This window comes from Rhizobium mesoamericanum STM3625 (assembly GCF_000312665.1).
In the GTDB taxonomy this organism is placed as follows: domain Bacteria; phylum Pseudomonadota; class Alphaproteobacteria; order Rhizobiales; family Rhizobiaceae; genus Rhizobium; species Rhizobium mesoamericanum.
The window spans coordinates 3,708,954-3,724,359 of sequence record NZ_HF536772.1; the positions used below are offsets into that span (position 1 = coordinate 3,708,954).

The following is a 15,406-nucleotide window of genomic DNA, read 5'->3' on the forward strand; positions in this document are numbered from 1 at the left end:
TCAATGCAGGTTCGGTTGGGCGCCGACACCCTTTTCGTCGATCTGATAGCCGCGCTGAAACCGGTCGAGGCGCAATTGTCTTGCCGTCTCATGCGGCTCGTTGCGGGCGATGAGATGGGCGTAGCAGTAGCCCGACGCGGGTGTCGCCTTGAAGCCTCCGTAGCACCAGCCGGCGTTCAGATAGAGATTATCGAGATGGGTTCGGTCGATGATAGGGGAACCGTCCATGCTCATGTCCATGACGCCGCCCCAGCTGCGCAGATAGCGCACGCGGGTCAGTGCCGGGATCATCGCCACGCCTGCTTCGGCGACATGTTCGACGGTCGCGAGGTTGCCGCGCTGGGCATAGGAATTGTAGCCGTCGATATCGCCCCCGAAGACGAGGCCGCCCTTGTCGGATTGCGAGACGTAGAAATGTCCAGCACCGAAAGTGACGACGCAGTCTATGAAAGGCTTCAGGCTCTCTGAGACGAATGCCTGCAGCACATGGCTCTCGATCGGCAGGCGCAGGCCAGCCAGGTTGGCGACGACGGTGGAATTGCCGGCGGCCGCAAGCGCCAGCTTGCCGCAGCCGATGAAGCCCTTGGTGGTTTCAACACCAGTGACGCGGCCTTGGTCGGTGCGGATGCCTGTGACTTCACAGCCAGTGATGATGTCGACGCCGCGGCTGTCTGCGCCGCGGGCATAACCCCAGGCAACAGCATCATGGCGAACCGTGCCGCCGCGCGCCTGCAGCAGGCCGCCCATGATCGGGAAGCGAGCATTCTCAAAATCGAGGAAGGGCAGCTTCTTGCGCACAGCTTCGCGATCAAGCAACTCGGCATCGACGCCGTGCAGGCGCATGGCATTGCCTCGGCGGGTATAGGCATCGCGCTGCGCATCGGAATGAAAGAGATTGAGTACGCCGCGCTGCGAGACCATGGCGTTGAAGTTGAAGTCCTGTTCCAGTCCTTCCCAGAGCTTCATAGAGAGTTCGTAGAAAGGATTGTTGCCGGGCAGCAGGTAATTGGAGCGGATGATTGTGGTATTGCGGCCGATATTGCCCGAGCCGAGATAGCCCCTTTCCAGAACGGCGACATTGGTGATGCCGAAGGTCTTGGCCAGATAATAGGCTGTCGCTAGTCCGTGGCCCCCACCACCAATGATGATAACATCATAATGCGGCTTCGGTTGTGGCTGCCGCCATGCAGGCCCCCAGCCGCTATTGCCGCGAAGGCCATTTAGGAAAACTGAGAAAGCCGAATAGCGCATGGTCAGGTCCGCTTGAATTCCACTCATGATGACAGAGTGAAAAATACCGACTTGCCTAATTGGGACCTACTTCAATAAAAAAAGGACATGATCTCGATCGACCCAAGAAATACCCAGGCGATAGGCTTCATTCTGATCCCGGGCTTCGCATTGATGTCCTTTGCGTCGGCAAGCGAGCCGTTGCGCGCCGCCAACCTCTTGGCCGGGCGGGAAATCTATCGATTGTCGACGTTTTCGCCGGACGGCACCTCGGCGGTCTCGTCAGGAGGCGTGCCGGTGCCGGCCGAGCCGCTTCCGGGTCGCGGCTCTGGTCTCGGGACGGTCTTCGTCTGCGCCGGCGGATCGCCGCGCGATTGGCAATACCCTTCGGTACTTGCCTGCCTACGCCAACTCGCGCGTGAGGGCGTGCGTATCGGGGGTATTTCCGGGGGACCTTATCTGCTTGCCGCGGCCGGCCTTCTGGCCGAGCGCGATTTCACCATCCACTGGGAGCACGCGCCGGCGCTGCTTGAAGCTTTTCCCGCGCTGTCACCGCGTCAGGCACGCTTTGTCATCGACGGTAATCGAATCACCTGCGGCGGTGGCGTTGCACCCCTTGACATGCTGCATGTGCTGATATCCGAGCGCATGGGCGCTGATTTTGCCCGGCGCGTCAGCGACTGGTATCTGCACACCGAAGTTGGCGAACCGACGGCGCCGCAGCGCGGCTCGCTCGCCGAACGCTATGGCGTGTATCACCCGGGTTTGCTGAGCGTGCTTGAAAAAATGGAGGAAACGATCGAGATGCCGCTCGACCGCACGGCCATGGCGCGAATTGCCGGGGTCACGCCGCGTCACCTCGACCGACTGTTTGCCAGTCATCTCGGCTCGACATTCCTTGAGCAATATCGGCAAATAAGGCTACGGCATGCCAGGCGGCTTCTGGAACAGGGCCCGCTTTCGATTTCAGAAATTGCCATTGCTACGGGCTTTTCCAGTGGCGCACATTTTGCCCGAGCCTATCGCTCTTTGTATGGGATTACGCCCGGCGAAACCCGTCGCGCCTGATTTTCGCGGCAGTTGAGATAATTTCACTGCGAGGATAGAGTTCTTCCATGCAAGCCCTGCCGGCAAAAGGATAAAGAATGAAAACCAAGGCAGACCAGATAGCAACCGACGACCAATCCCACACCGGACGCACGGCCTTCTCGCAGAATCCACATGCGCTTCGCGAACCAAAAGAAAACAATCTCGAAATGGCGATCGGCCACGAGGTCCGCGCCTATCGCAAGAAGCTCGGCATCACCGTGACGGATCTCGCAGCCGCGACGGGTATCTCGCTCGGCATGCTGTCGAAGATCGAGAACGGCAATATATCGGCGTCGCTGACGACGCTGCAATCGTTGTCGCGCGCGCTCGGCGTTCCGCTGACAGCCTTCTTCCGCCGCTACGAGGAGCCGCACAATGCCGTCTTCGTCAAGGCCGGCCAGGGTGTGGAGCTTGAGCGGCGGGGCACGCGCGCGGGTCATCAATATAATCTGCTTGGGCATATCGACAATAATTCGAGCGGCGTCATCGTCGAGCCCTATCTCATCACCCTGACGGCAGATTCGGATGTCTTCCCCACCTTCCAGCATGAGGGCATGGAGTTCCTCTATATGCTCGAGGGCGAGGTGATGTACCGACACGGCGATCAGCTCTATCCCATGCAGCCGGGCGACAGTCTCTTCTTCGATGCCGACGCGCCGCATGGACCGGAAGTGCTGGTGAAACTCCCGGCAAAATATCTGTCGATCATCAGTTACCCACAACGCGGCAAGACCGACTGACTTGCCTTAAAAGAAAAAAATATTCTTTTGAGTTGAAAGACGGCGGCGGACCTGATAGCCATTTTGCAGATGCAAAAACGGAGGGTTCGGGCATGTGCGGAATTGTCGGTCTTTTCCTGAAGGATAAGGCGCTGGAGCCGAAACTCGGCGCGCTTCTGTCTTCCATGCTGATCAAGATGACCGATCGCGGACCTGACAGCGCGGGCATTGCGATCTACGGCAACGATATTGGCAATACAGCGAAGATAACCGTTCAGTCGGCCGATCCGGCCAAGGATTTCGAGGGGCTGGAACATGCACTGCGGCGGGCGCTCGAGGTCCCGGTGACCGTGGTGGTCAAGTACACGCACGCGGTCATCACCCTTGCCAAGGACAAGCTCGACGAGGGCAGGGCGGCCCTGACGGCACTGCGGCCGGAGATCCGCGTCATGAGCAGCGGTGATACCGTCGAGATCTACAAGGAAGTCGGCCTGCCGAAAGATGTGGTCTCGCGCTTTGGCGTGACCGACATGTCCGGCACGCACGGCATTGGGCATACCCGCATGGCGACGGAATCGGCCGTTACCACGCTCGGTGCGCATCCCTTCTCCACCGGCGCGGACCAGTGCCTTGTTCACAACGGTTCTCTGTCGAACCACAATAACCTGCGCCGCGAGCTGAAGCGCGAGGGCATGATCTTCGAAACGGAAAACGACACCGAAGTCGCCGCCGCCTATCTCACGGCAGAGATGGCCAAAGGCAAGGATCTCGGGGCGGCGCTTGAAAGCGCGGTCGACGATCTCGATGGCTTCTTTACTTTCGTCGTCGGCACCAAGTCGGGCTTCGGTGTCGTCCGCGATCCAATTGCCTGCAAGCCGGCGGTCATGGCGGAAACCGATCAATATGTCGCCTTCGGCTCCGAATATCGCGCGTTGGTCAATCTCCCGGGCATCGAGAATGCCCGCATATGGGAGCCGGAGCCGGCAACCGTCTATTTCTGGGATCACGAAAAGGCTGCCTGATCGGCGCGCTGCAATCGAGAGAGTTTTTCATGCCAGTTTTCGACCTATCCGTCACGCCGCTGCGCGAACTCAACAGCACACTCCATGGCCTTGCGGCAGGCGCCAACGACACGGCCTTCGAAGTCATCAATCCGCGCGGCCACCATGCTGTCGCCGCCGGCATCGACGCGCCGGTCACCGTCGATATCAAAGGGTCCGTCGGCTATTACTGCGCCGGCATGAACGATGGCGGTATCGTCACCGTGCATGGCTCGGCGGGTCCTGGTGTCGCCGAGAACATGATGTCCGGCAGCGTCATCATCGAAGGTGACGCCAGCCAATATGCGGGGGCGACCGGCCGCGGAGGCTTGCTCGTCATCAAGGGCAACGCAGCGTCGCGCTGTGGCATCTCGATGAAGGGCATCGATATCGTCGTCTACGGCAATATCGGCCATATGTCCGCCTTCATGGGGCAGTCCGGCCATCTGGTCGTGCTCGGTGACGCCGGCGATGCGCTGGGCGATAGCCTTTATGAAGCCAAGCTCTTTGTTCGTGGCTCGGTCAAAAGCCTCGGTTCAGACTGCGTCGAAAAGGAAATGCGTCCGGAGCATCTGGCAAAGCTCTCTGAGCTTCTCGAAAAGGCCGGCGTGCGTGGCATCGCGCCCAGGGAGTTCAAGCGCTACGGATCAGCCCGCAAACTTTATAATTTCAACATCGATAATGCCGACGCGTATTGAGACGAAGGGGACCCCATGAGCTACCACAATCCATACACGCCGCCGCGCAAGTCGGCCACCTTCGACGATCATACGCTCGCTGAAATCCGCCGTGCGGCGGCGACCGGCATCTACGATATTCGCGGCGCCGGCACCAAGCGCAAGGTGCCCCATTTCGATGATCTGCTGTTCCTCGGCGCTTCGATCTCACGCTATCCGCTCGAAGGCTATCGCGAGAAATGCGATACCACCGTCGTCCTCGGCAGCCGTTTCGCCAAGAAGCCAATCACGTTGAAGACCCCGATTACTATCGCCGGCATGAGCTTCGGTGCTCTTTCGGGCAACGCCAAGGAAGCGCTCGGGCGGGGCGCAACGCTTGCCGGCACGTCGACCACGACAGGCGACGGTGGCATGACGGACGAGGAGCGCGGCCATTCGCAGACACTGGTCTATCAGTATCTCCCCTCGCGCTACGGCATGAATCCAAAAGACTTGCGCCGCGCCGATGCGATCGAAGTGGTCGTCGGGCAGGGGGCAAAGCCTGGCGGCGGCGGCATGCTGCTCGGCCAGAAGATCTCGGATCGCGTCGCCAACATGCGCAATCTGCCGAAAGGCATTGATCAGCGCTCGGCCTGCCGCCATCCAGACTGGACCGGCCCGGACGATCTCGAAATCAAGATCATGGAATTGCGCGAAATCACCGATTGGGAGAAGCCGATCTACGTCAAGGTCGGCGGTGCGCGGCCCTATTATGACACGGCCCTCGCTGTCAAGGCCGGTGCCGATGTCGTCGTGCTCGATGGCATGCAGGGTGGCACCGCTGCGACACAGGACGTCTTCATCGAGAATGTCGGCATGCCGACGCTCGCCTGTATTCGACCCGCCGTCCAGGCGCTGCAGGATCTCGGCATGCATCGTAAGGTGCAGCTCATCATTTCCGGTGGCATCCGCTCCGGTGCGGATGTGGCAAAGGCGCTTGCGCTTGGCGCGGATGCAGTTGCCATCGGCACGGCGGCGCTCGTCGCAATCGGCGACAACGATCCCAAATGGGAGGAAGAGTATCAGAAACTCGGCACGACGGCCGGTGCCTATGATGACTGGCACGAGGGCAAGGACCCGGCTGGCATCACGACGCAGGATCCGGAGCTTGCCAAGCGCCTCGATCCTGTTGCGGCCGGCAGGCGCCTTGCCAATTATCTCAAGGTGATGACCCTGGAGGCGCAGACGATCGCGCGCGCTTGCGGCAAAAATCATCTGCACAACCTGGAGCCGGAGGACTTGTGTGCGCTAACAATGGAAGCTGCCGCCATGGCGCAGATTCCACTTGCCGGCACCAACTGGTATCCAGGTAAGGGAGGCTTTTAAGATTCCGGCCGGGCCGAGGGGCCCGGCCGCTGCATGCATCATCGAAGTGTCTCGAAGAAATCCAAAGGGGAACGAGAATGACACTGGATCTTGCTGCCTTTGCAAAAGACAAAGGCATCAAATATTTCATGATCAGTTATACGGATCTTTTTTCCGCTCAGCGCGCCAAACTGGTGCCGGCCCAGGCGATTGCCGGTATGCAGGAAGAGGGCGCCGGCTTTGCCGGCTTTGCGACCTGGCTCGACATGACGCCCGCCCATCCCGATCTTTTCGCCGTGCCTGATGCATCCTCCGTCATCCAGCTCCCGTGGAAGAAGGATGTTGCCTGGGTCGCGGCCGATTGCATGATGGAAGGCGAACTCGTCGGCCAGGCGCCGCGCAATGTGTTGAAGAAGCTCGTCAGGCAGGCCGCGGCCGAAGGCAAGCGGGTCAAGACCGGCGTCGAAGCGGAATTCTTCCTGATCACTCCCGATGGCAGCAAGATATCCGACGAATACGACACGGCGGAAAAGCCATGCTATGACCAGCAGGCCGTTATGCGGCGCTACGACGTCATCTCGGAAATCTGCGACTATATGCTGGAACTCGGCTGGGGCGCCTATCAGAACGACCACGAGGACGCCAACGGCCAGTTCGAGATGAACTGGGAGTTCGACGATGCACTGAAGACGGCCGACAAGCATTCCTTCTTCAAATTCATGGTCAAGTCGATCGCTGAGAAGCACGGGCTTCGCGCCACCTTCATGCCCAAACCCTTCAAGGGCCTCACAGGCAATGGCTGCCATTGCCATATCTCAGTGTGGGACAATGACGGCAGGATCAACGTCTTTGCAGATAGAGAGGCCGAATTCGGTCTGTCGGCCCAGGGTAAGCATTTCCTCGGCGGCATCATGAAGCATGCTTCATCACTGGCGGCGATCACCAACCCGACGGTCAATTCCTATAAGCGCATCAACGCGCCGCGCACGACATCGGGTGCTACCTGGTCCCCCAATACCGTGACATGGACCGGCAACAACCGGACCCATATGGTGCGTGTGCCGGGCCCGGGCCGCTTCGAGCTGCGCCTGCCAGATGGCGCGGTCAATCCCTACCTCTTGCAGGCGGTCATTATCGCTGCAGGCCTCGACGGCTTGCGCAGCCGGGCCGATCCGGGACCTCATCATGATATCGACATGTATGCGGAGGGCCACCTGGTAAAGAATGCACCGCGCCTTCCGCTCAATCTGCTCGACGCCCTGCGAGCCTATGACGAGGACGAGGGTCTGAAGCAGGCGATCGGTTTGGAGTTCTCCGAAGCCTATCTGAAGCTGAAGCATCAGGAATGGAACGCCTACTGTTCGCATTTCACGCAGTGGGAGCGCGACAGCACGCTCGATATCTGAGTGCAGAGCCAAAAGATGCCTGAAATGACCAATGCGCCGGGACATACCCGGCGCAGAGGCGGATTTCCAACCATGGACGGCGGATCAAGATCAGCATGACGAGCTATGTATTGACAGTGACGTGCAAATCGACGCGTGGGATCGTTGCGGCGATCTCGAACTATCTGGCCGAGCAGGGCTGCAACATCGTCGATTCCAGCCAGTTCGACGATCTCGATACCGGCAAGTTCTTCATGCGCGTCTCCTTCATCTCAGAAGAAGGCATCGGCGGCCCAGCGCTTGTCGAAGGTTTCAAGCCGATCGCCGGCAAGTTCGCCATGGATGCCGAAATCCACGATGCCAAGAAGCGCATAAAGGTGCTGCTCATGGTCTCGCGCTTCGGCCATTGCTTGAACGACCTGCTCTATCGCTGGAAGATCGGCGCGCTGCCGATCGACATCGTCGGGGTCGTCTCCAATCATTTCGATTACCAAAAGGTTGTCGTCAATCACGATATCCCCTTCCACCACATCAAGGTGACGAAGGACAACAAGCCGCAGGCCGAAGCTCAGCTGATGGAAATCGTCGACCAGACCGGCACCGAACTCGTCGTTCTGGCGCGCTACATGCAGGTTTTGTCGGATGCGCTGTGCCGGAAGATGTCGGGCCGGATCATCAACATCCATCATTCCTTCCTGCCGTCCTTCAAGGGAGCGAACCCCTACAAGCAGGCCTACGAGCGCGGCGTGAAGCTGATCGGGGCGACGGCGCATTATGTGACGGCCGATCTCGACGAGGGTCCGATCATCGAGCAGGACACGGCGCGCATCACCCATGCGCAGTCGGCCGACGACTATGTCTCGATCGGCCGCGATGTGGAGAGCCAGGTGCTGGCCCGCGCCATCCATGCGCATATCCACTTCCGCACCTTCCTGAACGGCAATCGTACCGTCGTCTTCCCGGCAAGCCCTGGTTCCTATGCCTCCGAGCGCATGGGGTGAGCGATGACGTCTGCGGCAGTGATCGACGGGAGACAAGCGGCGGCTTCGGTAATCGAGGCTGTAAAGGCCGCAGCGACAGGACTTGAGCAAGAGGCCAGGGTGAAGACCGGGCTTGCAGTCGTCATCGTCGGCGATGATCCGGCCAGCCACACCTATGTCGGCGCCAAGGGTCGCATGGCCAAAGAATGCGGCTTCAACTCCATCCAACACACACTGCCGACCGAAACGACGCAGGAAGAGCTTGCCGGCCTGGTGGCGGCGCTGAACGACGATCCCATGATCCACGGCATTCTCGTTCAGCTGCCGCTGCCGAAACATCTGAATTCCGATGCGATCATTCAGTCGATCCAGCCACAGAAGGATGTCGACGGCCTGCATGTCGTCAATGCCGGCAAGCTGGCGACCGGCGATCTGGCAACCGGACTGATCTCCTGCACGCCGGCCGGCGCCATGCTTTTGGTGCGCTCCATCCATGGTGAGGATCTGTCAGGTCTGAATGCTGTGGTCATCGGCCGCTCCAACCTGTTCGGCAAGCCCATGGCGCAATTGCTGCTTTCTGCCAATGCGACGGTTACGACGGCGCATTCGCGCACCAAGGATCTCGCCTCCGTCGCAAGAGGTGCCGATATTCTGGTGGCGGCCGTCGGCCGCCCGGAAATGGTGAAAGCGGATTGGGTGAAGCCGGGCGCCACCGTTATCGATGTCGGCATCAACCGGATCGATGCGCCGGAGCGGGGCGAGGGCAAGAGCCGGCTGGTCGGCGACGTCGCCTATGGAGAGGCTGCCGATGTAGCTGCCGCGATCACGCCGGTTCCTGGCGGTGTCGGGCCGATGACGATTGCCATGTTGATGGCCAATACCGTTATCGCAGCCCATCGCGCCGCCGGCAAAAGGCCGCCGAAGTTTTGAGCGAAATGCTATCTCGAGAGTGAGAAAAACCCTTCGGATCGGCTTGCCAAGGCGTGAAAGATAATTATACTCAGGAAATAAATATTCCATAGAAGAAAAAGAGGGAACGAATGGCATTATCATGGCGTTTCTCCGCCCTGGCGGACCGGCACCGTGCTCTCGGATCGAAACTCGAGGACTGGAGCGGCATGGGAACCGCTTGGACCTACGATAAGGACATCTCGCAGGAGCATGTCGCGATCCGCACCAAGGCCGGCATCATGGACGTTTCCGGCCTCAAAAAGGTGCATCTGGTTGGGCCGCACGCCATTGCCGTTCTCGACTATATCACGACGCGCGACATGTCGAAGATCTATCCCGGCCGCTCGGTCTATGCCGCGATGCTCAACGACCGCGGCTACTTCACGGACGACTGCATCGTCTATCGCACCGGTCCGAACTCGTGGATGCTGGTGCATGGCTCTGGGTCCGGCCACGAGGAAGTGCTCAAGCAGGCGACCGGCCGCAACTGCGCCGTCCTCTTCGACGATGACCTACACGATCTGTCACTGCAAGGACCGATCGCTGTCGATTATCTCGCCAAATATGTGCCCGGCATCCGCGATCTCAAATACTTCCATCATATGCAAACGACGCTGTTCGGCGCGCCTGTGATGATCTCGCGCACCGGCTATACCGGCGAGCGCGGTTACGAGATCTTCGTGCGCGGACAAGATGCGTCCTTGGTCTGGGACCGCATCGTCTCGGAAGGTGAAGAGATGGGGATCATTCCCTGCTGCTTCAGCGTCCTCGACATGCTGCGCGTCGAAAGCTATCTGCTCTTCTATCCCTATGATAACTCGCAAATGTATCCCTTCGCCGACCAGCCGCCCGGCGACAGCCTGTGGGAGCTCGGCCTGGATTTCACCGTTAGCCCCGGCAAGACCGGTTTCCGCGGCGCCGAGGAACATGCACGTCTCAAGGGCAAGGAACGATTCAAGATCTTCGGCATGCTGATTGATGCTGACGGTCCGGCCGATCTCGGCGACGAAGTCTATTACGAGGGCAAAAAGGTCGGGGTCATCACCTGCCCCTGCTATTCGACGCTTACCAAGAAGTCGATGGCGATCGCCCGTCTCGATGTCGACAAGGCTGTGCAAGGCACGAAGCTGGAAGTCCGCGGCCAAAACCGCAAGGCGAGCGCGATTGCCCATACGCTGCCATTCGACGATCCGGAAAAGAAGAAGAGGACGGCCATCGGCTAAAGGAGGCGCTCATGCTTGTCGAAGGCATTAAGAGCCGACCGGCTTACCGTGGTCTCTCCATTCAGCCACATGCCCGGCGACACCTCTTCGTTCTCGAAGGGGAAGGCGCCCTTGCTCTTCTCGATCAAGGCGCCGTGCTCGATGACGCAACGCTGTCGCGTAGCGAGATCCTTTACGTTGCACGCGGCTCGCAGGGCAAGGGGCATGATGCTTCCTTGCGCAATCTTGGCGCCGACATGTTCTTCACGGCGCCGACGATCGCCACGTTGCTCTTCCGCCTGAGAGGCTCGCTTTCGACGGCTCACATGGGCACGAGGCTCTATATCGCCGGCACCGAGGGATTTATCGGCCAAGCGATGATGGTGGCGATGGATTTGGGCATGGACCACGCCTCGATCATAACGGAGCATCGCGGCTCGCTCGCAAGGCGGGTACAGTGCGTGCACTGCAAGGGCGTCACAGACGATGTGACGCATAGCCCGTTTAACTGCGGCCATTGCCGGCTGCCGCTTCTGGTCCGCGATCATTATTCGCGCCGCCTGGGCGCCTTCCAGGGTGTCAATATCGATGCAGAGGAACCAGGCAGTGCGCCCGATCCCGAGGAGTTGTTTTTGTGAGCGGTGGTACAGAAATTCCGGTCCGCGTCGCAAAGGTGACGCCGGTTGCCGAACGGATAAAGCGGTTCCGTTTCGAGCGTCTCGACGGTAAACCCATGCCCTATTTTTCCGGCGGCGCTCACGTCATCGTCTCGATGAACGATGAAGCCCATGTGCGCCGCAACGCCTATTCGCTCATGTCGCCGCCACATGATTGCTCGGCCTATGAGATCAGCGTGCTGCGGGTTGAAGAATCGCGCGGTGGCTCCGCCTTCATGCATGACAAGGTAAGGGAGGGCGACGAGCTCAAGGTCTCCTATCCCGTCAATTTCTTCCAGCCGGACTGGCGTGGCCGCAAGCATCTCTTGATCGCCGGCGGCATCGGCATCACCCCTTTCATCGCGATGATGGAGCAGTTTTCCCGCGAAGGTGCCAATTTCGAGTTGCACTATGCTGTTCGTTCGCTTGATCAAGGCGCTTACTGCCGCGAGCTTGTCGAACAATATGGCTCGCAGCGCGTGAAAATCTATTGTGACTCCGATCGCAATTTCATTCCGGTCTCCCGCCTTCTCGAAAGTCAGCCGCTCGGCACGCATCTCTATGTGTGTGGTCCGGCCGGGATGATCGATGGCGTGCTGAAAACGGGTATCCAAGCCGGATGGCCGGAGCAAAATCTCCATTCGGAACGCTTCCTGTCATCACAACCCGGCAAGCCCTTCTCCATCGTGCTGACCCGATCGGGCAAGACCGTACATGTCGGCCATCACGAAAGCATGCTGGAAGCGATCGAGGCGGCGGGTGTCGATGCACCCTACCTCTGTCGCGGCGGAGCATGCGGACAATGCGAGACAGGCGTTGCCGTCTGTGATGGCAAACTTCTGCATAACGACGTCTATCTGAACGATGAAGAAAAGGCCTCCGACCGAAAGGTAATGATCTGCGTCTCCCGCTTTGAGGGGAGCGCGCTGCATCTCGACCTCTAGGCATTCGGCCGATATCCAGGAGAACGGACATGGCAATCGCCTTCAAGCAGGAAACGTTTCGAGACGATTTCAGCTATCGCAACAGTCCAGAAAACATCCGGCGCTTTCCATTTCCCTTCGACCGCGACGAATACATGTATTCCGTCAACATGGAACCGCATGTGAAGGGGCAGAAGAATACGGTCTTTGAAAGCCTCATCGACGTCGACGAGCACTATGTCGCCGAGATGCACGACCGGGCTCTGGTGCTGAAGGAAGATCCGCTACGCTATCAGGCGCTGCCGCACATGATGACAGCGCAATGGGATACGCTGGAACTGCTGATGGAAGAGCAGGCGGCCGGCTATCCCGAACATTTCACGCTCATAAGGAATGGCGAACAGTGGCGCTGGATCAACCGCCCGCTCGGCATCGACGACAGCTTCACCTTCGGCGACGCGTCGACACTGCCCTATGAGCCGTTCGAATACATTACCCGCCAAGCTCAGGGCGACTTTTGCATCGTCGACCAGCGTGACGCCAATCTGTGGATGGATGCCGGCATGGTCACGACCCAGGCCGACTGGTCGCTCGATTTCGACATCGGCATGAACTTCATGGAGTGGCACGGGCCGGTGCCGCTTGCCCACCAGAAAGGCATCTTCGAGCGCGCGCTGAAGTTCCTTTTGAACCTGCAGCAGGGCAAGCCCACGCGCCGTTTCAACTGGACGATGACGATCAATCCGCGTCTCGATACCAGCCCGGAAAATTATCCGAAATGGGGTCCGGACCGCACCACGGTCACACCGGAAAACGTCGGCGAAAAGGTGCATCTTCGCGTGGAGCTGCAGAGCCTGTGGCGCCTGCCGCGGTCGAACGCCATTCTCTTCGTCATCCGCTGCTATCTGATGAACATGAACGAACTGGTGACCGTGCCCAAATGGGCGCGCCGCTTCCCGCGTGTGCTGAAAACCCTGCCGCCGGAACTCATCGACTACAAGGGCCTGACCCGCTACCGCCAGACCACGATCGACTGGCTTTCGAAATATGACGACGGCGTCCCGACCAGTCCCGGCATTTTCCCGGATTGATGCGCACGCCATGCCAAACAGTGCTTGCCAAAAGAACGTCGATACAATCGAAGAGGGAAATGCCACATGACACGAGTTGCCGTTATCGGTGCCGGCCCTTCGGGCCTTGCCCAGTTGAGGGCCTTTCAATCGGCAGCAAAGAAGGGTGCTGATATTCCGGAAGTCGTCTGCTTCGAAAAGCAGTCCGATTGGGGCGGCCTTTGGAATTATACCTGGCGCACGGGCCTCGATGAATATGGCGAACCCGTCCATGGCAGCATGTATCGCTATCTCTGGTCGAACGGCCCGAAGGAATGCCTGGAATTTGCCGATTATTCCTTCGAGGAGCATTTCGGCAAGCCTATCGCCTCCTATCCGCCTCGGGCTGTGCTTTGGGATTATATCAAGGGACGCGTCGAAAAGGCCGATGTGCGCAAATGGGTGCGCTTCAGCACGCCGGTGCGCATGGTGCGCTTCGATGAAGAGACGAAGAAGTTCACGGTGACGGCGCACGACCGCACAAAGGACCGGATGTATGACGAGGTGTTCGATTATGTCGTCGTTGCCTCGGGTCACTTCTCGACGCCGAACGTGCCCTATTTCGAGGGTGTAAAGACCTTCAATGGCCGCGTGTTGCACGCGCACGATTTCCGCGATGCGCTGGAGTTCAGGGACAAGGACGTGCTTTTGGTCGGCCGCAGCTATTCGGCCGAGGATATCGGATCGCAATGCTGGAAATATGGGGCGAAATCCGTAACGACGAGCTATCGCTCCAAGCCGATGGGCTTCAAATGGCCTGCAAACTTCGAAGAGCGGCCTCTGCTGACGCGGCTTGAAAACAAGACGGCCTATTTCCTCGACGGCTCATCGAAGGATGTCGATGCGCTGATTCTCTGCACGGGCTATCAGCATCATTTCCCCTTCCTGCCAGATGACCTGCGGCTGAAGACGGCAAACCGCCTTTGGGCCGACCACCTCTACAGGGGCGTGATCTTCGACAAGAATCCGCAGCTCTTCTATATCGGCATGCAGGATCAGTTCTACACCTTCAACATGTTCGACGTGCAGGCCTGGTGGGCGCGCGATGTCATGATGGGCCGCATCAAGCTGCCGCACGAGGAAGACCTGCAGGCAAACTTCGACAAATGGCGCGCCCGCGAGGAAACGCTCGAGGATGCCGAGCAGATGATCTGGTTCCAGGGCGATTATGTGAAGGAGTTGCTCGCCGAGACCGACTATCCGAGCTTCGACATCGAAGGCACGAATCGAACCTTCATGGAGTGGGAGCATCACAAGGCTGAAAACATCATGGGCTTCCGCGACAATGCCTATCGCTCGCTGATGACCGGCACCATGTCGCCGACACATCATACACCGTGGGTCGATGCGCTCGATGATTCCATGGAGGAATATCTGCGCAATTGATCCGCGGTCACTTCCCCACCTAACCGGCAAGGGAGGCGAAGAGCAGCCTTTGCCGGCCTTTTATGTGTTGAAACGAAACGAGTTCATCCGCAACCTTCTCTTCGGGGCATGGCCTTCATGGATTTCCAGACAAGCGTTCTCGGCCGCATGGCCGGTTTTCTTTACCGCTGCCGGGCAGACGAAAACTATACGATGCTGGAGATGACCGATGGCATCGAACGCATCTTCGGCTATCCAGCCGAGGAGATCATCGGCAATGTTAAACGCACCTTCACGTCGATCATGTGCGAGGAGGACGTGCCTCTGATGGATAAGGTCGTGGGCATCGCGCTGGAAGGCCGCATCGACTGGACGATGGAATATCGTATCCGCCACCGTGACGGACATTATGTCTGGGTGACGGAGACGGGAGGCGGCGTCTGGGATGAAAATGGCGAGCTGCTCTATCTCGAGGGCAGCATCATCAACATCGAGTCGCTCTACCAGCGCATCGACGAGCAGACTGCCGGTATGCGCATCACTGCCTCGAAGACCAACGAGATCCTGCACTCGCTGCGCTACCTGAAGCTCCTTGCCGTCAATGCAGGTATCGAGGCGGCGAGGGCGGGGACAGCAGGATCCGGTTTCGCCGTGCTCGCCGCCGAGATGCGTCAGCTCGCCAATTCCTCCGAAGAGGCAGCAAGGGCGATCACCAGCGCCCAGCGCAGGGAATAAA

The 15,406-nt window shown here is 59.2% G+C and carries 15 protein-coding genes; 14 read left to right on the top strand and 1 reads right to left on the bottom strand.

All coding sequences use genetic code 11. The annotated features are described in order from the left end of the window. Positions 1–1,251 carry a sarcosine oxidase subunit beta family protein gene (locus BN77_RS18070; protein ID WP_007534528.1) on the bottom strand — a complete coding sequence of 417 codons (1,251 nt, stop codon included), beginning with the start codon at positions 1,249–1,251 and terminating at the stop codon, positions 1–3. An 87-nt stretch (positions 1,252–1,338) separates the two neighbouring features. Here BN77_RS18070 and BN77_RS18075 point away from each other — a divergent pair, with 87 nt between their 5' ends. The 14 genes from BN77_RS18075 (at position 1,339) to BN77_RS18140 (ending at position 15,405) form a co-directional block, all read left to right on the top strand. Continuing rightward, on the top strand, positions 1,339–2,298 hold the full coding sequence (locus tag BN77_RS18075) for a GlxA family transcriptional regulator (protein WP_007534529.1): 960 nt from the start codon (positions 1,339–1,341) through the stop codon (positions 2,296–2,298). 77 nt (positions 2,299–2,375) lie between these two features. Continuing rightward, on the top strand, positions 2,376–3,059 hold the full coding sequence (locus BN77_RS18080) for a helix-turn-helix domain-containing protein (protein WP_007534531.1): 684 nt from the start codon (positions 2,376–2,378) through the stop codon (positions 3,057–3,059). Between the two features lie 92 nt (positions 3,060–3,151). After that, positions 3,152–4,060 carry a class II glutamine amidotransferase gene (locus tag BN77_RS18085; RefSeq protein WP_007534533.1) on the top strand — a complete coding sequence of 303 codons (909 nt, stop codon included), beginning with the start codon at positions 3,152–3,154 and terminating at the stop codon, positions 4,058–4,060. 29 nt (positions 4,061–4,089) lie between these two features. Further along, positions 4,090–4,776 carry a GltB/FmdC/FwdC-like GXGXG domain-containing protein gene (locus BN77_RS18090; RefSeq protein WP_007534535.1) on the top strand — a complete coding sequence of 229 codons (687 nt, stop codon included), beginning with the start codon at positions 4,090–4,092 and terminating at the stop codon, positions 4,774–4,776. Between the two features lie 15 nt (positions 4,777–4,791). Continuing rightward, complete coding sequence (locus tag BN77_RS18095) at positions 4,792–6,120, top strand: FMN-binding glutamate synthase family protein (RefSeq protein ID WP_007534537.1); 1,329 nt, start codon at positions 4,792–4,794, stop codon at positions 6,118–6,120. 77 nt (positions 6,121–6,197) lie between these two features. Continuing rightward, the gene (glnT, locus tag BN77_RS18100) at positions 6,198–7,505 is read left to right on the top strand and encodes a type III glutamate--ammonia ligase (RefSeq protein WP_007534539.1); all 1,308 of its coding nucleotides are present in this window, start codon (positions 6,198–6,200) and stop codon (positions 7,503–7,505) included. Between the two features lie 95 nt (positions 7,506–7,600). Then, positions 7,601–8,485, top strand: a complete 885-nt coding sequence (purU, locus tag BN77_RS18105) for a formyltetrahydrofolate deformylase (RefSeq protein ID WP_007534541.1) — start codon at positions 7,601–7,603, stop codon at positions 8,483–8,485. 3 nt (positions 8,486–8,488) lie between these two features. Beyond that, positions 8,489–9,394, top strand: coding sequence for a bifunctional methylenetetrahydrofolate dehydrogenase/methenyltetrahydrofolate cyclohydrolase (locus BN77_RS18110; RefSeq protein ID WP_007534543.1), 906 nt, complete (start codon positions 8,489–8,491; stop codon positions 9,392–9,394). Between the two features lie 110 nt (positions 9,395–9,504). Further along, positions 9,505–10,638, top strand: a complete 1,134-nt coding sequence (locus BN77_RS18115) for an aminomethyl transferase family protein (protein WP_007534545.1) — start codon at positions 9,505–9,507, stop codon at positions 10,636–10,638. A gap of 11 nt (positions 10,639–10,649) precedes the next feature. Next, a complete protein-coding gene (locus BN77_RS18120; RefSeq protein WP_007534547.1) occupies positions 10,650–11,255 on the top strand; it encodes a dimethylamine monooxygenase subunit DmmA family protein in 606 nt (201 codons plus the stop codon). Further along, the gene (locus BN77_RS18125; RefSeq protein ID WP_007534549.1) at positions 11,252–12,217 is read left to right on the top strand and encodes a PDR/VanB family oxidoreductase; all 966 of its coding nucleotides are present in this window, start codon (positions 11,252–11,254) and stop codon (positions 12,215–12,217) included. Before BN77_RS18120 ends, BN77_RS18125 begins: the two co-directional genes overlap by 4 nt. Before the next feature lie 29 nt (positions 12,218–12,246). Further along, positions 12,247–13,287, top strand: coding sequence for a heme-dependent oxidative N-demethylase family protein (locus tag BN77_RS18130; protein WP_007534550.1), 1,041 nt, complete (start codon positions 12,247–12,249; stop codon positions 13,285–13,287). Between the two features lie 66 nt (positions 13,288–13,353). Beyond that, positions 13,354–14,691 (top strand): NAD(P)-binding domain-containing protein, encoded by a 1,338-nt coding sequence (locus BN77_RS18135; protein WP_007534551.1) that lies wholly within the window; start codon positions 13,354–13,356, stop codon positions 14,689–14,691. Between the two features lie 117 nt (positions 14,692–14,808). After that, positions 14,809–15,405, top strand: coding sequence for a methyl-accepting chemotaxis protein (locus tag BN77_RS18140; protein ID WP_040677910.1), 597 nt, complete (start codon positions 14,809–14,811; stop codon positions 15,403–15,405). Position 15,406: the final 1 nt, after the last annotated feature.

What these genes read in the sequence shown, in the direction of transcription:
- BN77_RS18070 (WP_007534528.1), bottom strand. Translation starts at nt 1,251, where the DNA reads ATGCGCTATTCGGCTTTCTCAGTTTTCCTAAATGGCCTTCGCGGCAAT.
- BN77_RS18075 (WP_007534529.1), top strand. Translation starts at nt 1,339, where the DNA reads ATGATCTCGATCGACCCAAGAAATACCCAGGCGATAGGCTTCATTCTG.
- BN77_RS18080 (WP_007534531.1), top strand. Translation starts at nt 2,376, where the DNA reads ATGAAAACCAAGGCAGACCAGATAGCAACCGACGACCAATCCCACACC.
- BN77_RS18085 (WP_007534533.1), top strand. Translation starts at nt 3,152, where the DNA reads ATGTGCGGAATTGTCGGTCTTTTCCTGAAGGATAAGGCGCTGGAGCCG.
- BN77_RS18090 (WP_007534535.1), top strand. Translation starts at nt 4,090, where the DNA reads ATGCCAGTTTTCGACCTATCCGTCACGCCGCTGCGCGAACTCAACAGC.
- BN77_RS18095 (WP_007534537.1), top strand. Translation starts at nt 4,792, where the DNA reads ATGAGCTACCACAATCCATACACGCCGCCGCGCAAGTCGGCCACCTTC.
- glnT (WP_007534539.1), top strand. Translation starts at nt 6,198, where the DNA reads ATGACACTGGATCTTGCTGCCTTTGCAAAAGACAAAGGCATCAAATAT.
- purU (WP_007534541.1), top strand. Translation starts at nt 7,601, where the DNA reads ATGACGAGCTATGTATTGACAGTGACGTGCAAATCGACGCGTGGGATC.
- BN77_RS18110 (WP_007534543.1), top strand. Translation starts at nt 8,489, where the DNA reads ATGACGTCTGCGGCAGTGATCGACGGGAGACAAGCGGCGGCTTCGGTA.
- BN77_RS18115 (WP_007534545.1), top strand. Translation starts at nt 9,505, where the DNA reads ATGGCATTATCATGGCGTTTCTCCGCCCTGGCGGACCGGCACCGTGCT.
- BN77_RS18120 (WP_007534547.1), top strand. Translation starts at nt 10,650, where the DNA reads ATGCTTGTCGAAGGCATTAAGAGCCGACCGGCTTACCGTGGTCTCTCC.
- BN77_RS18130 (WP_007534550.1), top strand. Translation starts at nt 12,247, where the DNA reads ATGGCAATCGCCTTCAAGCAGGAAACGTTTCGAGACGATTTCAGCTAT.
- BN77_RS18135 (WP_007534551.1), top strand. Translation starts at nt 13,354, where the DNA reads ATGACACGAGTTGCCGTTATCGGTGCCGGCCCTTCGGGCCTTGCCCAG.
- BN77_RS18140 (WP_040677910.1), top strand. Translation starts at nt 14,809, where the DNA reads ATGGATTTCCAGACAAGCGTTCTCGGCCGCATGGCCGGTTTTCTTTAC.